This window comes from Anaerocolumna chitinilytica (genome assembly GCF_014218355.1).
Classification (GTDB): Bacteria; Bacillota; Clostridia; order Lachnospirales; family Lachnospiraceae; genus Anaerocolumna; species Anaerocolumna chitinilytica.
Genome location: NZ_AP023368.1, coordinates 2,800,833 through 2,825,994, shown reverse-complemented (window position 1 = coordinate 2,825,994; position 25,162 = coordinate 2,800,833). Strand labels below are relative to the sequence as shown.

The 25,162-nt window shown below is 37.9% G+C and carries 22 protein-coding genes and 1 riboswitch; of the genes, 10 read left to right on the top strand and 12 right to left on the bottom strand.

Annotation, left to right across the window (positions count from 1 at the left end):
- Positions 1-8: 8 nt before the first annotated feature.
- From feoB to bsdcttw_RS12235, 4 genes are all read right to left on the bottom strand, one after another.
- Positions 9-2,012 (bottom strand): ferrous iron transport protein B, encoded by a 2,004-nt coding sequence (feoB, locus tag bsdcttw_RS12250; protein ID WP_330602163.1) that lies wholly within the window; start codon positions 2,010-2,012, stop codon positions 9-11.
- The gene (locus bsdcttw_RS12245; protein WP_185255156.1) at positions 2,009-2,239 is read right to left on the bottom strand and encodes a FeoA family protein; all 231 of its coding nucleotides are present in this window, start codon (positions 2,237-2,239) and stop codon (positions 2,009-2,011) included. Before bsdcttw_RS12245 ends, feoB begins: the two co-directional genes overlap by 4 nt.
- A gap of 169 nt (positions 2,240-2,408) precedes the next feature.
- A complete protein-coding gene (locus bsdcttw_RS12240; protein WP_185255155.1) occupies positions 2,409-3,209 on the bottom strand; it encodes an AraC family transcriptional regulator in 801 nt (266 codons plus the stop codon).
- A gap of 66 nt (positions 3,210-3,275) precedes the next feature.
- Positions 3,276-5,060 (bottom strand): glycoside hydrolase family 2 protein, encoded by a 1,785-nt coding sequence (locus bsdcttw_RS12235; RefSeq protein WP_225903642.1) that lies wholly within the window; start codon positions 5,058-5,060, stop codon positions 3,276-3,278.
- A gap of 221 nt (positions 5,061-5,281) precedes the next feature.
- Between bsdcttw_RS12235 and bsdcttw_RS12230 the strand changes: the two genes are divergently transcribed.
- From bsdcttw_RS12230 to bsdcttw_RS12220, 3 genes are all read left to right on the top strand, one after another.
- Positions 5,282-6,052: an AraC family transcriptional regulator gene (locus bsdcttw_RS12230; RefSeq protein ID WP_185255154.1), complete on the top strand. Its 771-nt coding sequence runs from the start codon at positions 5,282-5,284 to the stop codon at positions 6,050-6,052.
- Between the two features lie 103 nt (positions 6,053-6,155).
- Positions 6,156-7,481: an alpha-glucosidase/alpha-galactosidase gene (gene melA, locus bsdcttw_RS12225; protein WP_185255153.1), complete on the top strand. Its 1,326-nt coding sequence runs from the start codon at positions 6,156-6,158 to the stop codon at positions 7,479-7,481.
- A 187-nt stretch (positions 7,482-7,668) separates the two neighbouring features.
- Complete coding sequence (locus bsdcttw_RS12220) at positions 7,669-9,456, top strand: methyl-accepting chemotaxis protein (RefSeq protein WP_185255152.1); 1,788 nt, start codon at positions 7,669-7,671, stop codon at positions 9,454-9,456.
- 353 nt (positions 9,457-9,809) lie between these two features.
- Here the strand turns inward: bsdcttw_RS12220 and bsdcttw_RS12215 are convergent, their stop codons facing one another.
- Positions 9,810-10,355 carry a glutathione peroxidase gene (locus tag bsdcttw_RS12215; RefSeq protein ID WP_185255151.1) on the bottom strand — a complete coding sequence of 182 codons (546 nt, stop codon included), beginning with the start codon at positions 10,353-10,355 and terminating at the stop codon, positions 9,810-9,812.
- A gap of 268 nt (positions 10,356-10,623) precedes the next feature.
- Between bsdcttw_RS12215 and bsdcttw_RS12210 the strand changes: the two genes are divergently transcribed.
- The 5 genes from bsdcttw_RS12210 (at position 10,624) to bsdcttw_RS12190 (ending at position 15,370) form a co-directional block, all read left to right on the top strand.
- Positions 10,624-11,088 (top strand): MarR family winged helix-turn-helix transcriptional regulator, encoded by a 465-nt coding sequence (locus bsdcttw_RS12210; protein WP_185255150.1) that lies wholly within the window; start codon positions 10,624-10,626, stop codon positions 11,086-11,088.
- A gap of 194 nt (positions 11,089-11,282) precedes the next feature.
- A complete protein-coding gene (locus bsdcttw_RS12205; protein ID WP_185255149.1) occupies positions 11,283-12,557 on the top strand; it encodes a Y-family DNA polymerase in 1,275 nt (424 codons plus the stop codon).
- Between the two features lie 13 nt (positions 12,558-12,570).
- Positions 12,571-12,885, top strand: coding sequence for a hypothetical protein (locus bsdcttw_RS12200; protein ID WP_185255148.1), 315 nt, complete (start codon positions 12,571-12,573; stop codon positions 12,883-12,885).
- Positions 12,886-13,036: 151 nt separating this feature from the next.
- Entirely contained in the window at positions 13,037-14,323 is a 1,287-nt protein-coding gene (locus bsdcttw_RS12195; RefSeq protein WP_185255147.1) for a glycosyl hydrolase family 18 protein, read from the top strand.
- A 90-nt stretch (positions 14,324-14,413) separates the two neighbouring features.
- Positions 14,414-15,370: a multicopper oxidase domain-containing protein gene (locus bsdcttw_RS12190; protein WP_185259628.1), complete on the top strand. Its 957-nt coding sequence runs from the start codon at positions 14,414-14,416 to the stop codon at positions 15,368-15,370.
- Here bsdcttw_RS12190 and bsdcttw_RS12185 read toward each other — a convergent pair whose 3' ends face one another.
- From bsdcttw_RS12185 to bsdcttw_RS12175, 3 genes are all read right to left on the bottom strand, one after another.
- Complete coding sequence (locus tag bsdcttw_RS12185; protein WP_334297355.1) at positions 15,371-16,111, bottom strand: amino acid ABC transporter ATP-binding protein; 741 nt, start codon at positions 16,109-16,111, stop codon at positions 15,371-15,373. It lies immediately after the preceding gene.
- Between the two features lie 23 nt (positions 16,112-16,134).
- Positions 16,135-16,905 carry an amino acid ABC transporter permease gene (locus bsdcttw_RS12180; RefSeq protein WP_185259627.1) on the bottom strand — a complete coding sequence of 257 codons (771 nt, stop codon included), beginning with the start codon at positions 16,903-16,905 and terminating at the stop codon, positions 16,135-16,137.
- 83 nt (positions 16,906-16,988) lie between these two features.
- Positions 16,989-17,831 (bottom strand): transporter substrate-binding domain-containing protein, encoded by an 843-nt coding sequence (locus tag bsdcttw_RS12175; protein ID WP_185259626.1) that lies wholly within the window; start codon positions 17,829-17,831, stop codon positions 16,989-16,991.
- 117 nt (positions 17,832-17,948) lie between these two features.
- Positions 17,949-18,129, bottom strand: a riboswitch (Lysine riboswitch).
- Between the two features lie 183 nt (positions 18,130-18,312).
- Between bsdcttw_RS12175 and bsdcttw_RS12170 the strand changes: the two genes are divergently transcribed.
- The gene (locus bsdcttw_RS12170) at positions 18,313-19,323 is read left to right on the top strand and encodes a substrate-binding domain-containing protein (protein WP_185259625.1); all 1,011 of its coding nucleotides are present in this window, start codon (positions 18,313-18,315) and stop codon (positions 19,321-19,323) included.
- 279 nt (positions 19,324-19,602) lie between these two features.
- Entirely contained in the window at positions 19,603-21,321 is a 1,719-nt protein-coding gene (locus bsdcttw_RS12165; RefSeq protein ID WP_185259624.1) for an ATP-dependent metallopeptidase FtsH/Yme1/Tma family protein, read from the top strand.
- A 278-nt stretch (positions 21,322-21,599) separates the two neighbouring features.
- On the opposite strand, the gene bsdcttw_RS12160 is transcribed toward bsdcttw_RS12165, so the two are convergent.
- The 4 genes from bsdcttw_RS12160 to bsdcttw_RS12145 all read right to left on the bottom strand — a co-directional run bounded on the left by bsdcttw_RS12160 (position 21,600) and on the right by bsdcttw_RS12145 (position 25,096).
- Positions 21,600-22,082 carry a glutathione peroxidase gene (locus bsdcttw_RS12160; RefSeq protein ID WP_185259623.1) on the bottom strand — a complete coding sequence of 161 codons (483 nt, stop codon included), beginning with the start codon at positions 22,080-22,082 and terminating at the stop codon, positions 21,600-21,602.
- 403 nt (positions 22,083-22,485) lie between these two features.
- Entirely contained in the window at positions 22,486-23,115 is a 630-nt protein-coding gene (locus bsdcttw_RS12155; RefSeq protein WP_185259622.1) for a hypothetical protein, read from the bottom strand.
- Positions 23,116-23,192: 77 nt separating this feature from the next.
- Positions 23,193-24,068: an N-carbamoylputrescine amidase gene (gene aguB, locus bsdcttw_RS12150; protein ID WP_185259621.1), complete on the bottom strand. Its 876-nt coding sequence runs from the start codon at positions 24,066-24,068 to the stop codon at positions 23,193-23,195.
- Positions 24,069-24,091: 23 nt separating this feature from the next.
- Entirely contained in the window at positions 24,092-25,096 is a 1,005-nt protein-coding gene (locus tag bsdcttw_RS12145; RefSeq protein WP_330602433.1) for an agmatine deiminase family protein, read from the bottom strand.
- Positions 25,097-25,162: the final 66 nt, after the last annotated feature.

Below are 25,162 nucleotides of genomic sequence, written 5' to 3'. Positions count from 1 at the left end.
CTCCACTTTTAAAAGAAAATCCTTGCAATCTGATAAACTATCATAGCGCAGAACCAGGCCACCGCTGTCTGATAAACAGCAACTTTTAAGGCTGTACTGGTATTTAGCTCTCTCTTAATAATACTGATTGCCGCAACACAGGGAGAATAAATTAAAGTAAAGATCAGGAAGGCATAGGCTGCCATTGGTGTCATTAATTGTGCCAGTGCTAAAGGAAGCTTGGAAGAACCCGCACCGGTCAAAACACCAAAGGTACTGACAACCGCTTCCTTCGCCATAAAACCGGTAATTAATGCCGTGGAAGCTCTCCAGTCATCAAAACCCATAGGGCGAAATACAGGAGCAATCATATGGCCTATTCCTGCTAATATACTGCCAGCACTATCTTCTACCGGCTTTAATTGCCAGTTGAATTTCTGCAGGAACCAGATCACAATAGTAGCTAAAAAGATAACAGTAAATGCTCTCGTCAAAAAATCCTTTGTCTTATCCCATAATAATAACAATACACTTTTGGTTCCCGGCAGACGGTAATTGGGCAGTTCCATAACAAACCGATCCGGAGCCCCTTTATAAACAAATTTCTTTAACACAAAAGTACTGATAACTCCCATGACCATTCCAAATATGTATAGTGAAATCATGATAAGAGCACGATTTTTTGGAAAAAATGCCATGGTGAACATTCCATAAATAGGAAGTTTTGCACTGCAGCTCATGAAAGGGATTAAGAATATTGTCAATCTCCTGTCTCTTTCACTGGGAAGGGTTCTGGTAGCCATAACTGCCGGGACGCTGCAGCCAAAACCTATTATCATAGGTACGAAACTGCGTCCGGAAAGCCCAATCTTTTGGAGGAGCTTATCCATAATAAAAGCAACTCTTGCCATGTAGCCGCTATCTTCCAGCAAAGCTAAGAATAAAAACAGTATCACAATAGTCGGTACAAAGGATAATACACTACCGACACCGGCAAGTATCCCATCTGCTATCAAAGAAACTAAAACCGAATTAACTTTAAGGCCGGTTAACATCATTCTTATATAATCCGAGAATAGTTGTATAAAACTGCCAAGTAAATCACTTAAGGTACTCCCAATAACTCCGAAGGTGAGCCAAAAGATAAGAAACATAATACCAAGAAAGATCGGAATAGCAAGATATCTGTTGGCCAGCACGTTATCAATTAGAATACTCCGCCTATGCTGTTTGCTTTCCTTTGGTTTAATTACCGTTCTTTTGCATAACTCATCAATAAAACGGTACCGCATGTCTGCCATAGCGGCTTTCCTATCCGTAAGCATTTCATTTTCCATTCTACGGATTCTTTTCTCAATTTCATTTTCTTCTTCTTTTTGCAATTGTAAATCTTCTGCTATCTTACTGTCATTTTCTAATAGCTTGCCCGCTGCAAAAGCAGTATTTATATGATGCTTTCTGGCAGACTTTTTAAGCATTGCGTTAATGTCTTTTAATGCTTCAGCACACTTTCCGCTATAAAAATCCTTGCTCTTAGGAATTCTATTCTTTGAAACAGTATCAACAGCAGTTTGTACCAGTTTATCAATACCCTGGTTCTTAACAGCTGAAATTGGTACCACCGGAACTCCAAGGCTTTCCTGTAATTCATCAATATTTATAATACCGCCGTTTGTACTTATTTCATCCATCATATTAAGCGCAATAACCATCGGTATTCCAAATTGTATCAGTTGTAAACTTAAATAAAGATTTCTCTCTATATTCATAGCATCCACTATATTAATAATTCCGTTTGGATGCCCCTTAGCAATAAAATCTCTTGTAACAATCTCTTCCTTCGTATAAGGGGATAATGAGTAGATGCCTGGTAAATCAACTACTGTAATCTCTCTCTGTTTACGAAGGATACCTTCTTTTCTCTCAACGGTTACACCAGGAAAATTACCCACATGCTGGTTGGAACCTGTCAATTGATTAAAAAGAGTTGTCTTCCCGCAATTTTGATTACCCACCAATGCAAATGTAATCATAACTTTACCCTTTCTATCTCAATGTTTTTAGCATCTTCCAATCGCAATGTTAATTCATAACCCCGAAGAAGTATTTCCATTGGGTCTCCAAAGGGTGCCATCCTTCTTACCATAACCTCTGTTCCCGGTGTCAATCCCATATCTAAAAGCCGGTCCCGCAAAGCTCCCTTACCGCTTACCGAAACAATTCGACCTCTTTTGCCAATCCTTAACTGATCCAAAGTCATAATCTAAGTGCCCTCTTTCTCTTCCCGCAACGAGCCAAAATTCTTCTGCCTGAACTATTATAATAGGGTTGGGGTAAGAATACAATCCTTAGATTATAGAATATAGGTTTGTTCTTAAAACTATGCTTATTTTAACATACAGCAAGTTGGTATAGCAGATTTGACAGTACTATTTTCCAATTTCACTCAGGAGCTTGCTTCTATATTGCATGGGGGTAACTCCTTCTGCTTTTTTAAAATTTCTGGAAAAGGAGGACAGGTCATAAAAGCCGCAGGATAATGCTACCTCTGTCATATTATAGGTCGTTCTCTGCAGCATATACTTTGCTGTTAGTAACCTGTATTCTGTCAGATAATCTTTTACTGACTTTCCTAGAAAGTGCTTAAATATCTTAAAAAGATAAGTTCTGTCTATTCCAACATATCTTGCAATATCCGTTACCTTAATATCATAGCCATAATTATGACGAATAAAGGTAAGGGCTTTCACATAATACCCTTGTTCTGCCGCCTCTTCCTCTTTCTGGTACACCATTTCAGCTGTTGAAAAGATCTGATAGAAAAGCCCAATTAATTCATATTCATTACTGTCTGCTTTATCAAATACCTTAATAAGCTGATGGAGGTATCTAGCACAATCTTCTATTTTAAGTATGTTACAAATAGGCTTCTCATTGATAAAACCGGCACGTTTCAGCATTTCCTCTGTTTTCTCTCCATCGAAAGCAACCCAGGAGTATTCCCAAGGCTCTTCCTTATCCGCTTCATAATAAGTAATCTCCTGGGGTCTAATCAGAAATGCTTCTCCTTTACTGACGGTATAACGTTTTCCTCTGGATTCATAATAACCCTTGCCATTTAAAATAAAATGCAACAGATAATGAGGGCGGATTGCCGGTCCGAAAAAATGTCCCGGAGCACATGCTTCTTCCCCGCAATAATAAATATTGATATCGGATTTACTGTTCATAAACCTTAAATCTGCCTCCCTTACGAATGACATACTATCGCATCAACTATTATGGCATATCAATTCTTATTCTTCAATAGCCGCTTTCTGCATATTAATTTCTTTTATGAGAGCGGGATCGAATTTGGCTTTTCGCCCGTAGGTATAAAGCCCGTTCATCTCCTGTTCTACATCATAGAGCTGTGTATAGCAAAAACCGCTGACTCTTTTATTTTTTAACAAAGTCGTTGTTAAAATTCTATATCTTTCCAGGAACTCTTCCCTGGAAGCTGGCCTTTGTCCATATCCCCATCCGTCTCTTTCTTCATCGCTCCACCAGATACCGCCATATTCAGAAACAAAATATGCCTGGCCCTCATAACTCTGACGGTCAGCAAATGTAACATAAGTTTCACCACCGTTATTCATAGGCTCGAATCTCTTTGCAAAAGCCTCTCCATCCTGCTCATAATCATGGATATCAAATATATCCGTAACAACATGGAAATTTCCGCTGGTATCAATAACCGGTCGATTACCATCCAAAGCCTTTGTTACATCATATATCAATTTTAATATGGAATCCTCCTGTCTGGTTCCATACATATATTTTCCGTCAGCTATCCAAAATCCGTTTTTATCCCAAGTCTCATTAAAAGGGCACCAACCAACCAGAGCTGTACTATTAAAATCTCTGCTTACCGCTTCCATCCATTCCGGTAAGAATACATTGACAGCAGAGAGATCCGTCATATCAACTCCCCAGCTTGCATACTCTCCCCATACAAGGTAACCAAGATGATCTGCCCAGTATAAATAAGCTGGCTCAAATACTTTTTGATGAAGTCTGGCTCCATTAAAGCCCATCTCCATAGATAATTCAATATCCTTCTTTAAAGCTTCTTCTGAGGGAGCCGTATAAATACCATCGGGATAAAAGCCTTGATCCAATACAAGTCTTTGGTAAATCAATTCCCCATTAATTCTCACTCCCTCTTGGTCATAGGAAATATCACGAAGTCCGAAATAACTCTCAACTTCATCTATTATAACCTCTTCTTTTGATAAGGTAAATTTAAGATCATAGAGCTCCGGTTTACCGGGCATCCATAAATGCTTCTCATTTAGAGGAATTGAGATATTAACTTCTTTCCCTTGAATTACAGCTTCTGTCCTTCCCATCGCTTTTCCCTGATAGAATGCTTCCGCTGTAAGGCTTAAGCCCTTTATAGGTCCCTCCACATATCCGCTTACATTTAACAAGCCCTCCGCTGCATTCGGATAGTATTTTACTTCTTTTAAATAGCTCTCTGAGACGAATTCAAGCCAAACAGTCTGCCAGATACCTGTTGTTCTTGTATAGTCACAACCGGCGGAATAATATTGCCCGCTCTGCTTCCCTCTGGGTTGAAACTTCTCTCTTGGATCATCCTTGGCACATAAGGTAATCAGGTTAACTCCTTCAGTTATGAAAGCTGTAATGTCAAAGGTAAAGGGTGTATAACCACCTTTGTGCTCTCCTATTTTTTTCCCGTTAAGCCAAAGGGTTGTATGATAATCCACTGCCTGAAAATGCAGTAAGGTTCGTTTTTCAGTAACCTTATCTACAATAAATTCTCTTTTATACCAGACCATGTTCATAAAATCTTTATAATTAATTCCGGATAAGCTGCTCTCAGGACAAAAAGGAACCAATATTTTTTTAGTAAATCCTTCTCCTTCATACAGTTTACGATCTATCCCGCTCTTTCCAAAATCCATTTCAAAATCCCAAATTCCATTGAGATTCATCCATTCTTTTCTTACGAACTGCGGTCTTGGGTATTCTTCTCTCGTTGGGCACTCTGTTAAATTCATATGCTTGTCACTCATAATTATTCCCTTTCCTATCTAAATTTTAATAAACCTTTTCCTCTATCAGGTATTCCTAACTTTAATTCATAGGTCTGTCATATTTTGCAGACTCCTACCTGTACTAACTTGTATTATAATGCTATAATATTACTGATAAAATGGAGATTATTGAAATAAAGGTGAGGATTATACGCATGAGAGAGGTTATTTATAGCTTTTTACCAGACAATGGAAGGGATATGGAATTTTTTATTGACTTAACCGGTATTTCTTATTGCGATGAGACTTATCGTATATCCAGAAAAAGCAGTCCCATCTATGTTTTTGAATATATATTAGAAGGGGAAGGAACGGTATGCTGCGATGGTAAAACCTTTACTGCCTTAAAAGGAGATACCTATATCCTAAAAAAGAACAGTAATCACGAGTATTACTCTCATAAAGACAATCCTTGGACTAAGATATGGTTCAATGCCAAAGGTCCTCTTATTGAAGCGTTATTATCCTTATACAGACTGGGAAATTTATCACACATTAAAGGAATTGATTTAAGCTCCTATTTTAATCGAATTCTGAACAATGCAAAAACCCCTCTTGATAGCGGCAGTTTTACCAAAGAAGCCTCCCTTATTTTTTTTGAAATGATACTTTTTTTACACGAAAATCTGCATTCTGATATCCTGCATCAATCAGAGGAAGCTGTTCTATTAAAGAATTATCTTGATAAACATACCAAAGAACAGATCTCCCTAAATACATTGGCAGGGCTTATATACCGCTCCCCTTCCCAAACAATCCGTATCTTTAAACAGGCATTCGGCGTAACTCCCTATCAATATTTAATGAAGCAGCGACTGGATTTGGCAAAGTTACTCCTTCTTAACACAAACAAAACAATTAAGGAAATATCCCTGGATTTAAATTTTCATGACGAACATTACTTTTCTAATTATTTCAAGAATAAATTTAGCATTTCTCCGCAAAAATTCAGAAGCAGTGCAAATGAATAAAAAGCAACATAACGACAAATTTTTTGAAACAAAAATCAGAGACACTCTCTTTTGATTCAAATAAAATAGAACTATCATAGAATTCCGAAGGAGGAAATAAAAAATGATTAAAATTGCTTTTTTAGGAGCCGGAAGCACTATTTTTGCAAGAAATGTACTTGGTGACTGCATGTGCACCCCTGTTCTGTGCGAAAGTGAAATTGCCCTTTATGATATTGATCCAATAAGGCTTGGTGAGTCTCAGATCATATTAGAATCAATCAACAAAAACATTAATAACGGACGCGCAACAATCAAGACATACCTGGGTGTAGAAAATCGAAAGGATGCCTTAAGAAACGCTAATTTTGTAGTGAATGCAATTCAGGTTGGCGGCTATGATCCCTGTACCATAACAGATTTCGAAATCCCGAAGAAATATGGCCTAAGACAGACAATCGCAGATACAATGGGCATTGGCGGAATTATGAGAGCATTACGAACTATTCCTGTTATGGCTGATTTTGCAAGAGACATGGAAGAAGTATGTCCTGATACTTTGTTTTTAAATTATACCAATCCAATGGCAATGCTCTCCGGATATATGCAGCGTTATACGAAAATCCAGACAGTCGGATTATGCCACAGTGTTCAGGTATGCTCTGAAGGTCTTTTAAAAAAGCTTGGTATGGAGGACAAACTGGAAGGGCGTAAGGAATTAATTGCTGGTATCAATCATATGGGATGGCTTCTGGAATTAAAAGATAAGTTCGGCAATGATTTATATCCTGAAATTAAAAGGAAAGCCGCCAAAATGAATGCAGCAGAAAAGCATGACGATATGGTCCGTTTCGAATACATAAGAAATTTCGGGTACTATTGTACGGAATCCAGTGAACATAATGCTGAATATAATCCTCTGTTTATCAAAGCCCGTTATCCTGAGATGATAGATAAATTTAATATTCCTTTAGACGAATACCCCAGAAGATGTATTAATCAGATTGCAGGCTGGGAAAAAGATAAAGAAACGATTCTCGATAATGGCAATATAACCCACGAACGTTCACATGAATATGCTTCCTATATCATGGAAGCGGTTATAACCGGGGTTCCTTATAAAATCGGAGGTAATGTATTAAATACCGGGCTTATTGACAATCTTCCCTCCGATGCTTGCGTTGAAGTGCCCTGTCTTGTTGATAACAGAGGAATTAACCCCTGCCATGTAGGCAGACTTCCAGTTCAATGCGCCGCAATGAATATGACCAATATCAATACCCAGCTGTTAACCATTGAAGCTGCTGTGACCGGAGATCGCAGCTATATTTACCAGGCAGCTATGTTAGACCCTCATACTTCAGCTGAGCTGAATATAGAGGACATCAGAAATATGTGTGATGAATTAATCACTGCCCATGGCGATTATATGAAAGCCTTTCAAATATGATAAAAATGAGATAATCGTTTAAACAATTTGTTTTAGAGCTGAAACAGGCTGCATGCTGGCGTCCGGTTTCAGCTCTTGCTATTTACTATTTGTCGTAATAAAGCATATTTAGGATTAATTTGTAGTATTTTAACCTCTGTAATGTTATAATATTGTAAAAGATTTATAAAAACCGGAGGCAGATATTATGTTTAAGAATCTATCCATTAGAGGAAAATTATTCCTGATTATTTTACCGGCAATTATTGAAATGGTATTAATGCTATTCGCATTAATATCAACCTCAAATTCAAATTATGAGAAAAGCCGGGATATTTATTACAATGATTTATACTTGACCCATACAAGCCTTTTAAGCAGTGACAGAGATTTTTATCAGGCCAGCGTGGCAGCCTTAAAGATAAGTATATTTGACGGCTCTGATACAAAGGAACTTGCGGATTTACGTACTTCATATGCGGATAATGCCAAACAGGCAAGTGACAATGCCAATAAAATTGTAACCTATTTAAAAAATGATTCAAAACTCTTAAATGAGTATACTCCCCACAAACTATTCGTCCTTCTTAATGGTACAGAAAACGCAGATGACCCCAATGGATATCTTCAAAAAGACAAAACAATCAAAGAACTCCTGGATGACTTTAATAGAGATTTTGCAACCTGGAAAGCAGCCTATGACCCAGAAACCGGTGATGGAGACTATAAAGCAATGGATGCATCCTTTGATGCTGCCAGAAGCTGTCTGGATAATATGGAGGATATACTCACTGTCTACAGCGAATACTCTTCTGCGCAGTTAAAATCGGATATACATCAAAGTGTCATGCAGATTGTTCTATGGACAGTCGTTATCATAATAGCAATTATTTTTATTTCTGTTATTATAATACGGTATTTAAAAAACCATCTGAAAGCGGTAACTATCAGAATGAACGATCTTGCAAATAAAAATCTTGCTCTAAGCCCTCTCACCTTAAACAGTAAAGATGAGCTTGGTGTGTTATCCTCCTCCTTTAATACCGTACTCTCCTCCTTCCAGGAAATTGTAGGCCAAATAAGCAGTACCTCAAACGAAGTAAGTGAGGCCGCACAATCAATGGTAAGAACCACTAATGAAGTCAGCACCGCGACGGGCGAGATTGCAAGGGCTGTCGGAGAAATAGCAGGAACTGCTACTTCCCAGGCAAGCGATACGGAACAATCTGCAATAGAGATTGCCAGCCTAGAGCAGATTATAATAGACAGCTCCAAAAACAGTGAACTTCTTACAAAAGCCACAAAGGAGATAAATGAAGCCGGTATTGAAGGTCTAAAACTTGTAAATACCCTTTCTGAGGTTAATAAAAATAGTCAGGATACCTTTTACCGAATACTGGATGTGATAGATAAAATTAATCTAAGTGCAGACAGAATCGGACAAGCAAGCTCCCTAATATCCGAAATATCCGCCCAAACCAACCTGCTTTCTTTAAATGCCAGCATTGAAGCTGCTAGAGCCGGAGAAGCCGGAAAAGGTTTTGCTGTAGTGGCTGATGAAATCAGAAAGCTTGCAGATCAATCCTCTCATTCTGTAGGAACAATCAATGAATTGTTAAAGGAATTACAGGCCAATGCTTCCTTAGCCAAAGAAGAAAGCGGTGTTGTAAAAGAAACGGTACAAGCACAAACTAAGAGTGTGGATAATACAAAAAATAAATATATGGATATTGCAAACAGTCTTGAGATAATTATTAAACAAATTGATGCTCTGAATCAAATTACTGCAAAAACGGGTCTAAGCTGTTCTAATGTGGTTGCCCATATCAATAATCTTTCTGCCAGTGCTCAGGAAAATGCTGTTACCACTGAAGAGACCTCCGCCGGTACAGAAGAGATTCTCGCTTCTATGGTTTCAATTGCAGATATCAGCGATAAAGTAAATGGTCGTATAAAGGAACTTCAAGCTCTTATTTCTGATTTTAAAACACTATAATCTATGTAACAATTATAAAAGGGGCTGTGCTGCTTTTCCCTCGCTCGTTCAAAACGCTCCGCTTCACAAGAAGAGCTCGGCCAGTCGACGCGAAATGTATTATTATACACCCAGTCCTGTTTTAGAGTTTATTATGACTATTTTGCAACAGCCCCTTTCATGTCCATACTTATATACTAACACCAAAACTAGAGATATCAAAAACGCATTTGATATAAAACAACAGTTGCTATTCTTCAGATTATGAAAGAGCTTTAATTCAAATGCTCTTTTACTAAAAATGGCAACTGTTATTTTTAAACCAATATATACTTATTTAATCAATATTTATTTAATTTATATACACATTTTAATTATAGCAATTCTTTAATTTTTTCTTCAATTACTCCAATATCTTCAGTTGGCTCAAATCTTTCAGATACATTTCCATTCCTATCAATTAAGAATTTGGTAAAGTTCCACTTAATACTGGGTTTCTTATCAAAATCAGGGTCTGCTTTACTTAACATTTCATTTAAAACCGGTGTTAATTCATGTGCCTCATCAAAACCTTGAAAGCCTTTTTGGCTTGTGAGATATTTATATAAGGGATGAGCATTTTCACCATTTACTTCTATTTTCGAAAACATGGGGAAAGTGATTCCGAATTTGGCATCGCAAAAACTGTGTATTTCTTCATTACTGCCCGGTGCCTGTGCTCCGAATTGATTGCAGGGGAAATCAAGAATTATGAAGCCTTCATCTTTATACTTCTCATATAAATCCTGTAATTCATCGTATTGTGGTGTAAAACCGCATTTAGTTGCGGTGTTAATGATTAACAATACCTTGCCTTTATAATTCTCTAAAGATACCTCTTCTTCTCTTAGATTGTCTACTTTAAAATCATATACGCTCATATTTAATCCTCCTTGTAATTAATTGATTCATATTTTATTTATCTTAATTAGATTGTATAAAATATTATTTATTTTGTCAATACTTACTATTGACTTTTTATCTAATTTTTATTACTATTAAATTGTATAAAATTAATTAAATTTGGTTGATATTTATTATGTCAGGGTTATATGAACACAATTGAGCGCCTTGGTCTAAAATATAAAAATTTTACCAAGGAATTAGGAATATCAAATCGGAAATATGATATTCATGAAAGGAGTTATTATGAAAAATAAAATAAATGAATCCGTACCTGGGGATGAAATTCTAAAACTTGACAATCAGCTCTGCTTTGCATTATATGTCTGCTCCAAGGAAATCATTAAAAAATATAAACCAATATTAGAGCCACTTGGATTAACATATACCGGTTATATTACTATGTTAGCCTTATGGGAGGAAGACAATCTGACTGTAAAGGACCTTGGAAATAAGCTTTATCTTGATTCCGGTACATTAACACCTCTTTTAAAGAAGCTGGAATCCCAAAATTTCATCAACCGTATCAGAAGTTCTAACGACGAACGCAATGTTGTTATAACTCTTACTCAAAAAGGCCGGGAATTAAAATCAGTTGCTGTTAATGTTCCTAAAGATTTAGTATGTACTGTTAAGTTCGATAAAGAAACAATTGCAAAAACGATCGGTAATTTACACTCTATTATGGAATTGCTCACCAAAGAAGAATAGTCCGCTGCCAAATAGTAAGAAGAAGTATTACACAAACTTATCATATTACTCGACCAGACTTCTCCAAAATAACCTTGGATAGCCGAGCAGAGCCCTTATATCGGCTATGAACTTACTAATATTACCTCTTTACTTTCGAACACGCGTTTGCTATACTTTATACAAACGTGTGTTCTTTTTATGTGAGGTAAGAAATGGAGAAAATAATATTTCATATTGATGTTAACTCTGCTTTCTTAAGCTGGGAAGCAGTATATCGGTTGAAACATTTAGGTGCCACTGAAGATTTACGCAATCAGATATCAGCGGTTGGCGGTGATGTAACAATGCGCCATGGAATCATTTTAGCGAAATCCATTCGTGCAAAGAAATTTGGCATAAATACAGGTGAAAGTATTATGGAAGCTAAACAAAAATGTCCGGAGATTATTTTAGTCCCGCCTAATTATGGGCTATATGAAAAATCTTCCGCTGCTTTCATGAAGATACTGAAAGAATACACTCCAGAGGTAGAACAATATTCAATCGATGAGGCCTTTATGGATATGACAGGGACGAGAGGTTTATGGGGTGAGCCTGTTGTAGTTGCCAATATGATAAAGGACCGTATATACCGAGAGTTAGGCTTTACTGTAAACATTGGTGTTTCTTCAAATAAATTACTGGCAAAGATGGCTGGCGACTTAAAAAAGCCCAACTTAGTGCATACCTTGTTTCCATCAGAAATTGAACGTAAGATGTGGCCCCTGCCGGTTAGTGACTTATTCTTTGTAGGAAGGGCGACGACAAAGAAACTTTTCAACCTTGGTATTAAAACAATCGGAGGCTTAGCTAATACTGATGTGGGCATATTGCGCAGCCATATGAAAAGCCATGGTGAAGTTGTATGGGCATTTGCAAACGGGTATGATTTCTCTTATGTTGTTTCTGAATCAAAAGCACCAGCACAGAAAGGATATGGTAACAGCACTACTATCCCCTACGATGTCTCAACAAAAAGGGATGCATATATCGTCTTATTAGCACTTGCGGAAACCGTCTCTGCAAGGTTACGAAAGGCAAATGTACAGGCAGAAGTTATCTCAGTAGGAATCAAGGACTATGTTTTTAACTATATGTCCCACCAAACAGTTTTAATGAGTTCTACCAATATCACCAAGGAAATCCATAAAATAGCTTGTAAACTCTTCAATGAAGCTTGGAATGGGATCCCGATTCGTCATCTAGGAATACACACCAGCCGGTTAACTGACTATGATTTTGCAAGGCAAATAAATATGTTTGATTCAGAGGATTACGAAAAACTTGAATATGCTGACTTAATGGTAGACGTAATCCGAGAAAAATATGGGATAGACTCTATAAAGAGAGCCGTATTTTTAAGAAGTCCCATAGATCATATGTCTGGTGGTATATCCCGTGAAAAAAGAGATGTAGATTATAGTAAGCTTAAAATAGACAATGCATGAAAGGGGTTAAGATATGAGTGCTTTTGGAATCGGTATAAATACACAAGGCACCGAATCCGGAAAAATACGCGGAATACAAAAAGAGATTGCCTGTGATTGTTGGTTTACGAGCACTGGCAAAACCATTCCACGATTATTTAAATTCATTGATGATAACGGAACTCTTCAGACAGTTTCTGACATCTATATAGAATGTACAGAGAATAAAAATTACAGTGGAATTCCCTCTATTGAACATACCTGTGTTGTTTCGTGTGTTAACAAAGTAATCAGGGTTAAATTAATATATTTTAAAGATACATCTAAGTGGATAATGACATATCTTTAATATTCCCGGAGAAAACTCTCCGGGTTTTTAAAATTTTACTGCTCCAATATTATCTCCTAATAGTCCGATACCAAATGGCAAAAGTAATCACACCCTTGATATCTTAGCATACATTGATTATAAAGTCTCATCACAGGAGCTTTCAATATCTATGACTATCTATGTTGTCAAACCAGGTGATACCATTTCATCCATAGCCAATCAATATGGTGTAACTTCTAACAGAATTATCGTGGACAATGAGTTAACAAATGCAAATAACCTTTTAGTGGGCCAGAGCCTTGTAATACAAATCCCCGAAGTATTTCATACGGTAGTTGAAGGTGATACTTTATATGGTATTGCCCAGGCTTATAATACTACTCCTACCAGGCTTCTCCAAAATAACCCTTGGATAGCTGATACCGAAGCCCTGATTCCCGGAAGTGTTGTTGTAATCAGTTTTCGACGTGATGAAAATTTTGGTGATATTGTCATTAATGCCTACGCTTATCCTTACATTGATCGTACAGTACTACGTAAGACTCTTCCATTTCTAACCTATCTTTCCCTATTTACCTACGGTTTCACTCCACAAGGAGATTTAATTCCCATTGACGACACTGAATTAATCCAACTCGCCAGAGATTACAATGTGGCTCCGCTTATGGTACTTGCGCCAATGGATGACACCGGGTCCTTTAGTAACGAAATTGCCCATCAGATGTTTACGAACCCAGAAGGCCAAAGCCGACTTATTGACAATATCCTCGCCAATGTACAAAACAAGAATTACAGTGGTGTAGATATTGATTTTGAATTTGTATTACCAGAAGACAAGGAAGGTTTTATAAGCTTTTTAACTGCACTTAAAGCGAAACTGGAACCGAATGGTTATATTATGACTGTTGCTCTGGCTCCAAAAACCTCCGGTGAGCAAGCCGGCCTTCTCTATCAAGCTCATGACTATCCCAGAATTGGTGCAATTGCAGATAAAGTATTACTTATGACTTATGAATGGGGATATACATTCAGTGCACCAATGGCCACCGCTCCTCTTAACAGTGTCAGAAGGGTGCTCTCCTATGGTGTTTCGGTTATTAACCCTGATAAAATATTAATGGGTATGCCAAACTATGCTTACGACTGGCCTCTCCCCTACGTAAAAGGAACTACAAAGGCTGAAACAATAAGCAATGTTGAAGCGATTAATCGAGGAGTACGATATGGCGTTACCATACAATTTGACGAAGCCTCTCAGGCTCCTTTTTACTATTATACAGCATCGGATGGTGTTGAGCATGCAGTATGGTTTGATGATGCCAGAAGTATGAATGCGAAATACAGGCTAATACCTGAGTTTAATCTTAACGGTGCAGGTATCTGGCAGATTATGAATTTCTTTCCGGCTATGTGGTTGGTTGTAAACAATTTGTTTAATGTTGCTAAAGTGCTTTAAGAACGCGTCAAGTGCGAAAGAGAATTATTGTTATGCCTGCGAAATTATCGTCGCAAAGATTAGGTACCTTGGGAAGGCATGGTTGTAAGTATGAATAATAATAAGGTGAATTTATTATCTGCAGAAAATCTGTTAAACAAATGGGAATTTCATATTATGGCGCCTGATATGGAAATTGCTCATCACGAATATTCCTATAAAGTTCGTCATTTCGATTTATGGGCAGAAGAAATTGAGCATCAAATTCTGCCCGAAATCACTCTGGATACTTTTGGATATAATAAAAAGACACCAGGTCCGGTTATTATTATGAGAAAGGGCGAATGGCTTTTTTTAACATTGCATAATAAGCTTTCTGTACCTACCGGACTCCAGATACAAGGTTATGCCAAGCCTGGTGCTATTAAACATCTTTCGGATTTTAAGTTTAATGGACCGATTATTGACCCGGACGATTCCTTTACCTATAAACTTTTATGTGACAAACCTGGTACTTATCTTTACCAATCCGTACTGGATTTTCAAGTTTCTATGGGACTGATCGGTACTCTTTTAATACTACCGGATCCATCAGATGTGGATATTAATGATATACCTGATAAAGATTTTGTCTTCTTAATGCAGCAATGGGAAATACCGGACCTGACGCTTGGAGAAATCATTCCCGGCCATTATAAGCCTGATAAATATCATAGAAATCCTAACTTTTTTACCTTAAATGGGAGATGCTATCCGTATACCTCCCCTATCTACCTCTGTGACGGCGACAATGTAAGGATGCGTTTTCTTTCTAAAGCTGGGGAAGGCAGCTGGATACATTTGGAGGGTCATCAGTTTCGAGTTCTGTCCATTAATGGTTTTTCAAGGAATAACCAATATTTGAACTTTGAAAATGACACTGTTGAGTTCAATTCTGGTGTCAGAACCGATATTGCCTTTACAGCAAATAACCCGGGAAAATGGTTCATTAATGCAACTGCAATCTTCCATCAGTCCAATAATGGTGTTTTCCCGGGCGGTATTATGTCCAATATTTTATATTTTTAGTTATTCTTCCAGTACCCTGCTTAAGAACTCTCTGGTTCTTTCCTGGGTTGGGTTATTAAAGATGTCTTCAGGCTTTCCTTCCTCTGCTATGACTCCTTGATCCATAAACACTACTCTGTCTGCAACATCTTTTGCAAAGCCCATTTCATGAGTTACGATCAGCATGGTCAATCCCATTCCGGCAAGTTCTTTCATGACTTTTAGTACCTCGCCGACCATTTCAGGATCAAGAGCTGAGGTCGGTTCATCAAAAAGCATAACATCCGGCTCCATGGATAAAGCTCTGGCAATTGCTACTCTTTGCTTTTGACCACCGGATAATTGTCTTGGCTTCGCATTGATATACTGGTCCATTCCAACAGTTTTTAGATATTTTAAAGCAACTTCTTTCGCCTCTTCTTTATTTCTTTTTAAGACTTTTAGCTGTCCAATTATACAATTGTCCAAAACATTGTAATTGTTAAATAGATTAAATTGCTGGAACACCATACCTAACTTTGTACGATATTTATAGAGATCATGCTTATCATCCAGGATATTCTCACCATTGTAAGATATCTCCCCGCCGGAGGGTTTCTCTAAAAGGTTAATACAGCGGAGCAGTGTTGATTTACCGGAACCGGAGGAACCGATAATGCAGATTACTTCTCCTTTGCTAACATTAAAATCAATATCTTTTAATACATCATGATCACCAAAGGATTTGCTAAGGTGTTTTACTTCAATTATATTGTCCTTCATTTTCATTACTTTCCTCTCTGCCATTATTTCGCGGCCTTCGCTCTTCTAACACCATCTTCCGGCTTTTCTACCTGCATTTGGTTGCCAAGAAGTATATAATTATCCGGGCCGTCCAGTTTCTTTTCAGCGTATCTAAGAATCTTAGTAATAGTAAAGGTCATTATAAAGTAAATAATACAGGTAATAAAGAAAGTATCATAATAATGGAACGTAGCTCCTGCTATAGATTTAGACTGGAAGAATAATTCTGACACAGAAATTACACTTAACACAGAAGTATCCTTAATATTGATTACAAATTCATTACCAGTAGCCGGTAAGATATTTCGGATAACCTGGGGCAGTACAATATATATCATTGTTTTTATATGGTTCATACCAATAGCCTGTGCTGCTTCAAACTGTCCTCTATCAACAGATATAATACCACCTCGAACGATCTCGGACATGTAAGCACCTGTATTTATAGATACAATGAAAATAGCTGCAAAGGTTCTATTCATATCAATTTTCAAAGCTTCGGCTGAACCATAGAAAATAAGTACAGCCTGTACAATCATTGGTGTACCTCTGAATATTGCTATATAAGCGGAAAGAATAGCGTTGACGATACCTAATAGGATTTTTTTAATTCCTCTTTCCGGCACCGGTATGGTACGTATAACACCAATTAGCAAGCCGATTATTGACCCTATAACAGTTCCGATTATAGATATATATAATGTAGACCAGGAACCTCTTAAAAACATAGGCCAGTAGTCTTTTAATGTTTGAATTATTTCGGTAAAACTCATCCTTCTCCTCCAAGTCAGGGGAAAAACCGGCTGCAGACTTCACACCCGGTTTTCTCCTCTAATAAATATACGTTTCGGCAATCTTATTTGGTTGCCGGCTGATTCTTTATAGCGGTATCCATAATGTTAGTACGGTCATCTTCTGAAATTCCTTTCAGAATTTCGTTTATCTTAGCAGTTAAATCACTGTTCTTTTTCACACCGACTGCTATAGCTGTATCATCATCGGAAGTTTTAAAACCATCTTTGAATTCTACCATTGCAAATTTATCATTTGCGGAAGAAGCACTTACTCCTTCAGGACGCTCTGATACATAGCCGTCAATAATACCGGACTCCAAAGCAACTCTCATCGCCGGGAAGTTATCCATTGCAGCTTCTTTTTTAACACCATCAATCTGGTCAATTACAGTATAGTGAAAAGTATTTAACTGAGCTGTAATTTTAGCTCCTTTAAAATCCTGAATAGAGGTTGCATTCTCGTAAGCTCCGCCTTTTTTTACTACCATTACCAGATTTGATCTGTAATAGTTATCCGTAAAATCAATTACCTTTTTTCTTTCTGCCGTAGGAGACATACCTGCAATAATAGCATCGATTTTTCCTGAAGTTAATGCGGGTAAAAGGCCGTCCCACTCTGTTTTAACTACGACGAGCTTCTTTCCCAGACCATCAGCTATCTTCTTAGCGATTTCGATATCATATCCGCCTGCGAATTCTGATGCACCATCTATAGGAACAGCTCCATTCGAATTATCAATCTGTGTCCAGTTAAAAGGGGCATATCCGCATTCCATACCTACACGGAATACATTACTATCATCTGCAGCACTACCGGTACTGTTGGTATCCTTGGTTCCGCAGGCCGTAAGCAGTGCGGCAACGGATAAGGTCATAGCTATTATTGCCAGCATTCTTTTTTTCATAATTATCTCTCCTTTATTATTCCCTTAAGCGGGATATTTGTTTTTGCTTTATAGATTGCAATAAAAAAAGTCCTTACATTTTAACAAGGACTTTCTAAATAAAGTCCTCACAATCCCAGTTGAGATAGCACAACTTATCAGACCGGGTTGTCTGATAAGACAGTCCTGCAGTTCTTCACTACAGACCCAGCAGTATGTATTGAGGATACACTACCACTTCGGCGATATTTCCTTCTCATGATTTTCAAAGCTCCTCCGCTCCAATCAGACTGTTAAATATCGCGCCTCTACCCCACTGCCATAGTGAGGTTATATTCAAATTATGTTCTTAATCTTACATCACAAATTTAAGCTTGTCAATCCTTCCATTGCATTTTTTCGTCACAAGATATCAAAGGACAGTTTTATATTATTCTTATTTAGCGTATGTTAGCCAGCGTTTGCATATATATTTTAATATACGAACAAAGGACTTGATGGAATGAATCCGACTAAAAAAATATTAAATGGTCTTCTCTTAATTACAGTAACTCTATTATTTCTGTTAATATATGATCATCATTCCAATGACCATCACATTATCTCTCCTGCCGCAGGCAGTAATGTACAGGCAAAACCATATACCATCGGCTGGTCAGTGTATAACAGCGATTATGAGTTTTTTAATAAAATGCAGCAGGGATTACTGGATAAAGCAAAAGAACTTGAAATGAACGTTATCACACATAATCAAAACAGCAGCACCTCTGAGATGATTAACGGTGCCTCAAATCTGATAGCCCAAGGAATTGATGCACTTGTGATATCACCTTTTAATCCGGATGCAATGCCACTTATCTCTTCAATGGCCCAGAATGCAGGTATTCCTCTAATAATAGTGGATGTAGGGACAGGTGGCTCCTTATATGATGCCTTTATTGTTTCCGATTCCTTCGGCGGAGGGGTTCTTGCCGCAGAATATGCTTTACGTCTGATTGAAAATAATAATATAACAAGTAAAAATACCGCTATACTTAGATCACAAGAAAATAATGAAATTTCAAACCAGAGAGGTGATGCTTTTAAGAGAGTTATGACAGAAAGTGGCTACAATATTGTAGAAGAACTTCGCGCTGATGGCAGAACAGACCTGGGGTATGAAGCCATGAAAAACATACTAGCCTCTTATGGGGATGACCTGGCTGTGGTTTTCAGTGAGAATGACCGTATGGCACTGGGCGCTGCAAAAGCATTAGAAGAAGCAGGTAAAACCGGAAAAATCATGCTGATTGGCTTTGATGGAGATTCTGCTGCAATAACTGCTATAAAGCAAGGTTTAATGCAAGGCACCATAGCACAGAATCCTTATGAAATGGGAAGCCTGGGTGCAGAAACCACTTATCAGATTTTAAATAAACAAAATGTAAGATTTGATGACTCAGTAACTAAGACACTTCTTGTTGAAATTGGTCTCATTGACTCAAATGGAAATGCTTACCCCTACCTACCATAGAAAGCTCAGTTTTGCCTATTATTTTTAAGGCTATCTACGCAATCCTCCTGCCATGTGGCTTCATAATTTCCAGTAATATATTGTAGATTTATGGGATATAATGCTCTATAATGTCCCTATTGGATTATGTAAACCACATAAAATGATATTCGGGCTTTTCAAACTAACCGCCATGCCGTTTCCTACGTGCCGTTTACTCGGACCAAGGATTATGCAGGCACAAATATGTGATTGAAAATTGTCTTTTTAATTTTCGCACTATGACCGGGAGGATATTACATGAAGAAACTATATTGGTTCATCCTGTGTGCACTTATACTGTTCTGTTTGGGTGCTCTTGGGTATGAAAATTTGAATTACCGCAGTACGGACATAAGCTACCCCTCATTCCTTCAGGCAGCTGAAAGCGGCCAGGTAAAATCCGTGTCAATCACACCTGACGCTTCTTCTTTTCATGCTACTATTGTGAAGGATGGCGTGAAAAAAGTTAATGTACCCAATCCTAAAACGGAAAATTTTACAGAATATTTATTGCTTCATAATATTAAAATAAATTACACTCAAAATAGTATTTATATCAGAATACTTCAGGTTCTTTTTCTGATTGCTGCGGGCAGCGGCATATTCATGTTCATCAGAAAAGGCAACAATGACAAACCTCTGATTTCGGATGCATCGAAGAAATCACCATCTACACCGACCATAACTTTTAATCAAATAGCCGGTAATACAGAAGCTAAACTGATGGTAGAAGACATTATTTCATTTATCAAAGACCCGGAAAAGTATAACAGTGTCGGAGCCAGGATGCCTAAAGGCGTCCTTTTGTACGGGCCTCCAGGAACCGGAAAAACACTTATGGCCAAAGCCATTGCCGGGGAAGCCGGAGTACCTTTTTATGCCATGAGCGGCTCAGACTTTGTGCAAATGTATGTGGGGGTTGGTGCAAGCCGTGTTCGTTCCCTTTTCCGTAAGGCAAAGCAAAGTGAAAAAGCTGTTATTTTTATAGATGAAATTGACGCCATCGGTAAAAAGCGTGCCAGAAGCGCCAACGCCAGCAACGATGAACGCGATCAAACTCTTAATGCTCTGCTTACCGAGATGTCAGGTTTTAATGATAATAATGGGATTGTCGTTATTGGGGCAACTAACCGATTGGATACTTTAGATGACGCTTTATTAAGACCGGGCCGTTTTGACAGACAAATCGAAATTGCACTTCCTGATATCAATGCCCGTAAAAAGATTCTTAGCCTCTATGCCGGTAAAAAGCCTCTGTCCGATGATGTGAATTTGGATAATCTAGCAAAGTCCACCGTATATTTTAGCGGCGCAATGTTAGAGAACTTGTTAAATGAAGCTGCTATTAATGCTGCCAATGAGAAACAGACTGTTATCTCAAATGATCATATCGACCGAGCATTTTATACTGTTGTTGCCGGAGCTCCTGTTATGGATAGAAGCTATATCTCTGAACGGGACAAGCAAATCACAGCTTACCATGAATCAGGTCATGCTTTGGTTACAAAGTTACTGACTCCTGAGCAGTATATATCCAAGGTAACTATAATTCCAAGTGTCCGAGGAGCCGGCGGGTTTAATCTCTCAATACCAAAAGATACTCTTTTTAAAACGAAACAGGGAATACTTGCGGAAATTAAAGTATTGTTAGGCGGAAGGGCTGCCGAAGAAATAATTTTCGGCAAAGACGAAATAACGACTGGTGCTAGCAATGATATAGAAAAAGCATCAACTCTTCTCTATAATTATATGAGCCGATATGGTATGGATGATGAGATGGGCATGTTCAGTCAGGCAGCTCTGGAGGACACCACAGATAAGGAACTCCTTAACAAATGCCGTCTGCAGATGAAAGAATTATACGGAGAATCAATAGGACTTCTTAAGAATAATCTTGATTTACTAGAGAAAATTACGCAAGAGCTTTTATTAAAGGAATCCTTAAGCGGAGAAGATATTGACAGAATCTGTGCATAAAACTGATAAAAGTTCAGTACCTCTTACACATTTACTTTTTAAATTTTATAAGATTAAACTATGCTTATTAGACGAGGGGCTGTTGCAAAATAGCCATAATAAACTCTAAAACAGGACTGGGTGTATAATAATACATTTCGCGTCGACTGGCCGAGCTCTTCTTGTGAAGCGGAGCGTAATGAACGAGCGAGGGAAAAGCAGCCAAATGTATTATTATACATCCAGTCCTTTCAAAAGAGTAAATCAGCTATTTTGCAGCAGCCCCTTGTTCTGTACTTTTATTTATTACCTAATAATTCCTTAATCTTTTCTTCCATTTTAGCCGGATTTACAGTAGGCGCATATCTTTCAACTACCTTTCCGTCTCTGTCAATTAAAAATTTTGTAAAATTCCATTTGATTGTATTGCCCAGAGCTCCTTTTGCTTCATTCTTCAGGTATTTATATATCGGATGCGCATTATTGCCATTTACATCAATCTTACCGTACATATCAAAGGATACCCCATAGTTCAACTGACAAAAGGATTGGATTTCTTCATTACTACCAGGGTCCTGTGAGGCAAACTGATTACAAGGAAATCCAACTATTTCAAGGCCTTCGTCCTTGTATTTTAAATACAATTCTTCCAGATCCTTGAATTGTGGGGTAAACCCACATTTACTTGCGGTATTTACTACTATAACAACCTTACCTTTGTATTCCTCCATTGAATGTTCCTTACCATCCATTTTTTCTGCTGAATAATCGTAAAATCCCATAATAACTCCTTTCGTGCTTAAAAGCCGGACAAGCTCAATAACTGTTCTAAAGAAATAGGTATCAAATAATAAAACCTTAAAGTATCCTATCCTATCATACCAATTAAATATTTACCTAAATTAAATTGTTTACAATGTATTTATATCTTATTTAAATTATTTTGTCAACTGTTTTATAAAAAATTAAGAGAGCTGCTATCATTTCCAGATTTGCAGCTCTCATAATTTTTTGTATTTGTTCTTAACCTTATACGCAGCTGTGAAAAATAATAATTTCATTCGCCTAATAAATTTATCATCATCTATCTTTCTCAATCACCTGTTTGAGAAAAATTCATTATCTCAAATCGGTAAAATTATCCTCCTATAAGTCAAACAACAACTCTTATATATTCTTTTGATATCAGCTGTAATATATTAAACCACCATGTCTGCGGGTTGTAAGAAACCAAAGACTTAAATCGAATTCAATCACTTTTCCCTCATCAGAAGCAACTGCAATTACCTTATCCTCTGTAATCTCTGCCGAGGTAATGGTTATCCAGTGCCAACCCTGAATACGTTTTTCTTCACCTTTGGAGAGGTTTAAAAAAGCAATGGGACAATCGGAGGTGAGTCCTTCTTTTACAAACTGCGCCAGCTCTTGGAACTTCCTTTCTGTTTTTGGTACTTTATCGGTTACCAGAACCTTCGCAGTAAGCTTCACATTTCGCTCTTTTAAGAACTTGTCAAATCCAACAGTGAATTTATCCACATGGTTAACACCCATAGCACCCGGTGTGACATACAAAAATAGTTCTTCCATATGTTTTGCAAAATCTGACTTATCCATTGTTGCATATGGGTAAAGACTCTTTAATCCTCTTTCTGATGCTGCAAGATAAGCAGCTATGTTGGCAGCACTTGTAGGCCCGCAGCCTGCTTGTTTATTCCAGGTCTTTGTATACCATTCCTGATCTCCGCCAAAGTATGTTGTATTATCAATAGTATTTGTTATAGTCAGTAATTCCGGATTCTTCACAGAAACAATCATGATTACACCTCATTTCTGCGCTGCCTTTTATTTTTCTAGGTTTGTGTGGGCAGCGCATACACAAACTATTTTCTTTATTATAATCGGCTTACACCGTCAAAGGTAAGAATAGTGCTATAAAGATCTGGTCTTCTGTCACGGAAGATTCCCCATTCTATTCTTGCTCTTTCTAGCTCATCCAAATCAAATTCAGCGGTCAGAATTTCTTCGCTTCTTCTATCAGCTTCGGCAATTACTTCACCGGTCCCTCCGGTGATAAAAGACGAACCATAAAAGGTTATTTCCGAATCCTCTGATTTTTCAGTTCCTATTCGATTGGAAGCAACGACCGGAACCAGATTACATGCAGAGTGCCCTATCATACATCTCTGCCAGTGGTCCTTGGAATCAATGCCCTCGTTCTCCGGTTCGGAACCGATTGCTGTTGGATAAAATAATATTTCCGCTCCCTTAAGAACCATGCATCTGGCTGCTTCCGGGAACCATTGATCCCAGCAAATGCCTGCACCAACCTTACCATACTTCGTCTGAAACACCTGAAATCCTGTATCGCCCGGATTAAAATAATATTTTTCTTCATATCCCGGACCATCAGGTATATGACTCTTGCGGTAGACGCCAAGTATTTTACCATCTGCATCTACCATAGCCAGGGAATTATATCTTGCATAATTACTCTTTTCGTAAAAACTGATTGGAAGCACCACTTTTAATTCTGCAGCCAGCTTGGTAAAATGTGCGACCGCCTTGTTTGAGGCAAGCTCCATCGCATATTCATAATATTCCGGCTTTTCTTTCTGGCAGAAATAAGGTGTCTCAAAAAGTTCCTGCAAAAGGATAATATTAGCCCCCTTTGCAGCGGCTTCCCTTACAAGCTTATCCGCTTTCTCAATATTCTTCTCTATTTCCTCACTGCAGCTCATCTGGGTGGCTGCAACTACTACTTTTCTCATATAGACCTCTTTTCTTTAGACCATTATTTGGGCATTTGCTGTGTGATACAGTGTACATTGCCGCCTTCTTTTATAAGTGGCATACCATCTACAGTTCTTATTCTTCTCTCCGGAAATGTCCATGATAGGATTCTTTCGGTTTCGATATCCGTATCAGCAGCATCACCGCCAAATACAGGAAGTATGATTCCACCATTTACAAAATAGAAATTAATATAGCTAAGGGTCAATCTCTCCCCCATATAATTCCTTATCGGAGGCTGAGGAAGTTTTACAATATCTAATTTTCTTCCTTTCGCATCCTCTGCTTCTTCTAATATCTTAAGATTTTCATGATTTATCTGATAATTAGGGTCTTCACTATCATCGCACATCTGTATGATTACCTTACCAGGGCCGGCAAAGCAGACCGCGTTATCTACATGCCCGTCGGTTTCATCACCGTATAATCCTTTCTTTAACCAGATTATCTTATCTACACCTAGCCTTGGCTTTATGATTTCCTCAATTTCCTCTTTTGTCAGATGTGGGTTTCGATTTTTATTCAGGAGACATTCCTCCGTAGTAAGCATAGTGCCTTCTCCATCGGAATGAATGGAGCCGCCTTCTAATATGATGTCCACATTTTCTACAGGTATGTGATAATGTTTTGCAACTTCCTGTGCTACCTTATCATCCAAATCGTAGGGGATATACTTTTCTCCCCAAGCGTTAAACTTCCAGTTCATTGCTACCAGGGAGTTATTCTCACTGCGGACAAATGTAGGACCGTTATCTCTACACCAGGCATCGTTATGGGGTATCTCAAGAAGAGTGGCATATTCCTTTATTTCCGTAAGTAAGGGGTGTTCCTCGCCTTTATTTATGATAACCGTAACCGGCTCAAATTCACTGATTGCCTTTATAACCTCCCTATAACCTATTAGCACTTCGTCGTAATTGTCGGGGTTTACAAGGGAATCCTTTACCGGCCATTCTATAAAAGTCCGTTCATGTTCCATCCATTCACCGGGCATTAAAAAATTCATATTCATCATTCCTTCTACATTTTATTTGAATATTATATCTATTTCTTATGTATCAATCAATATTTT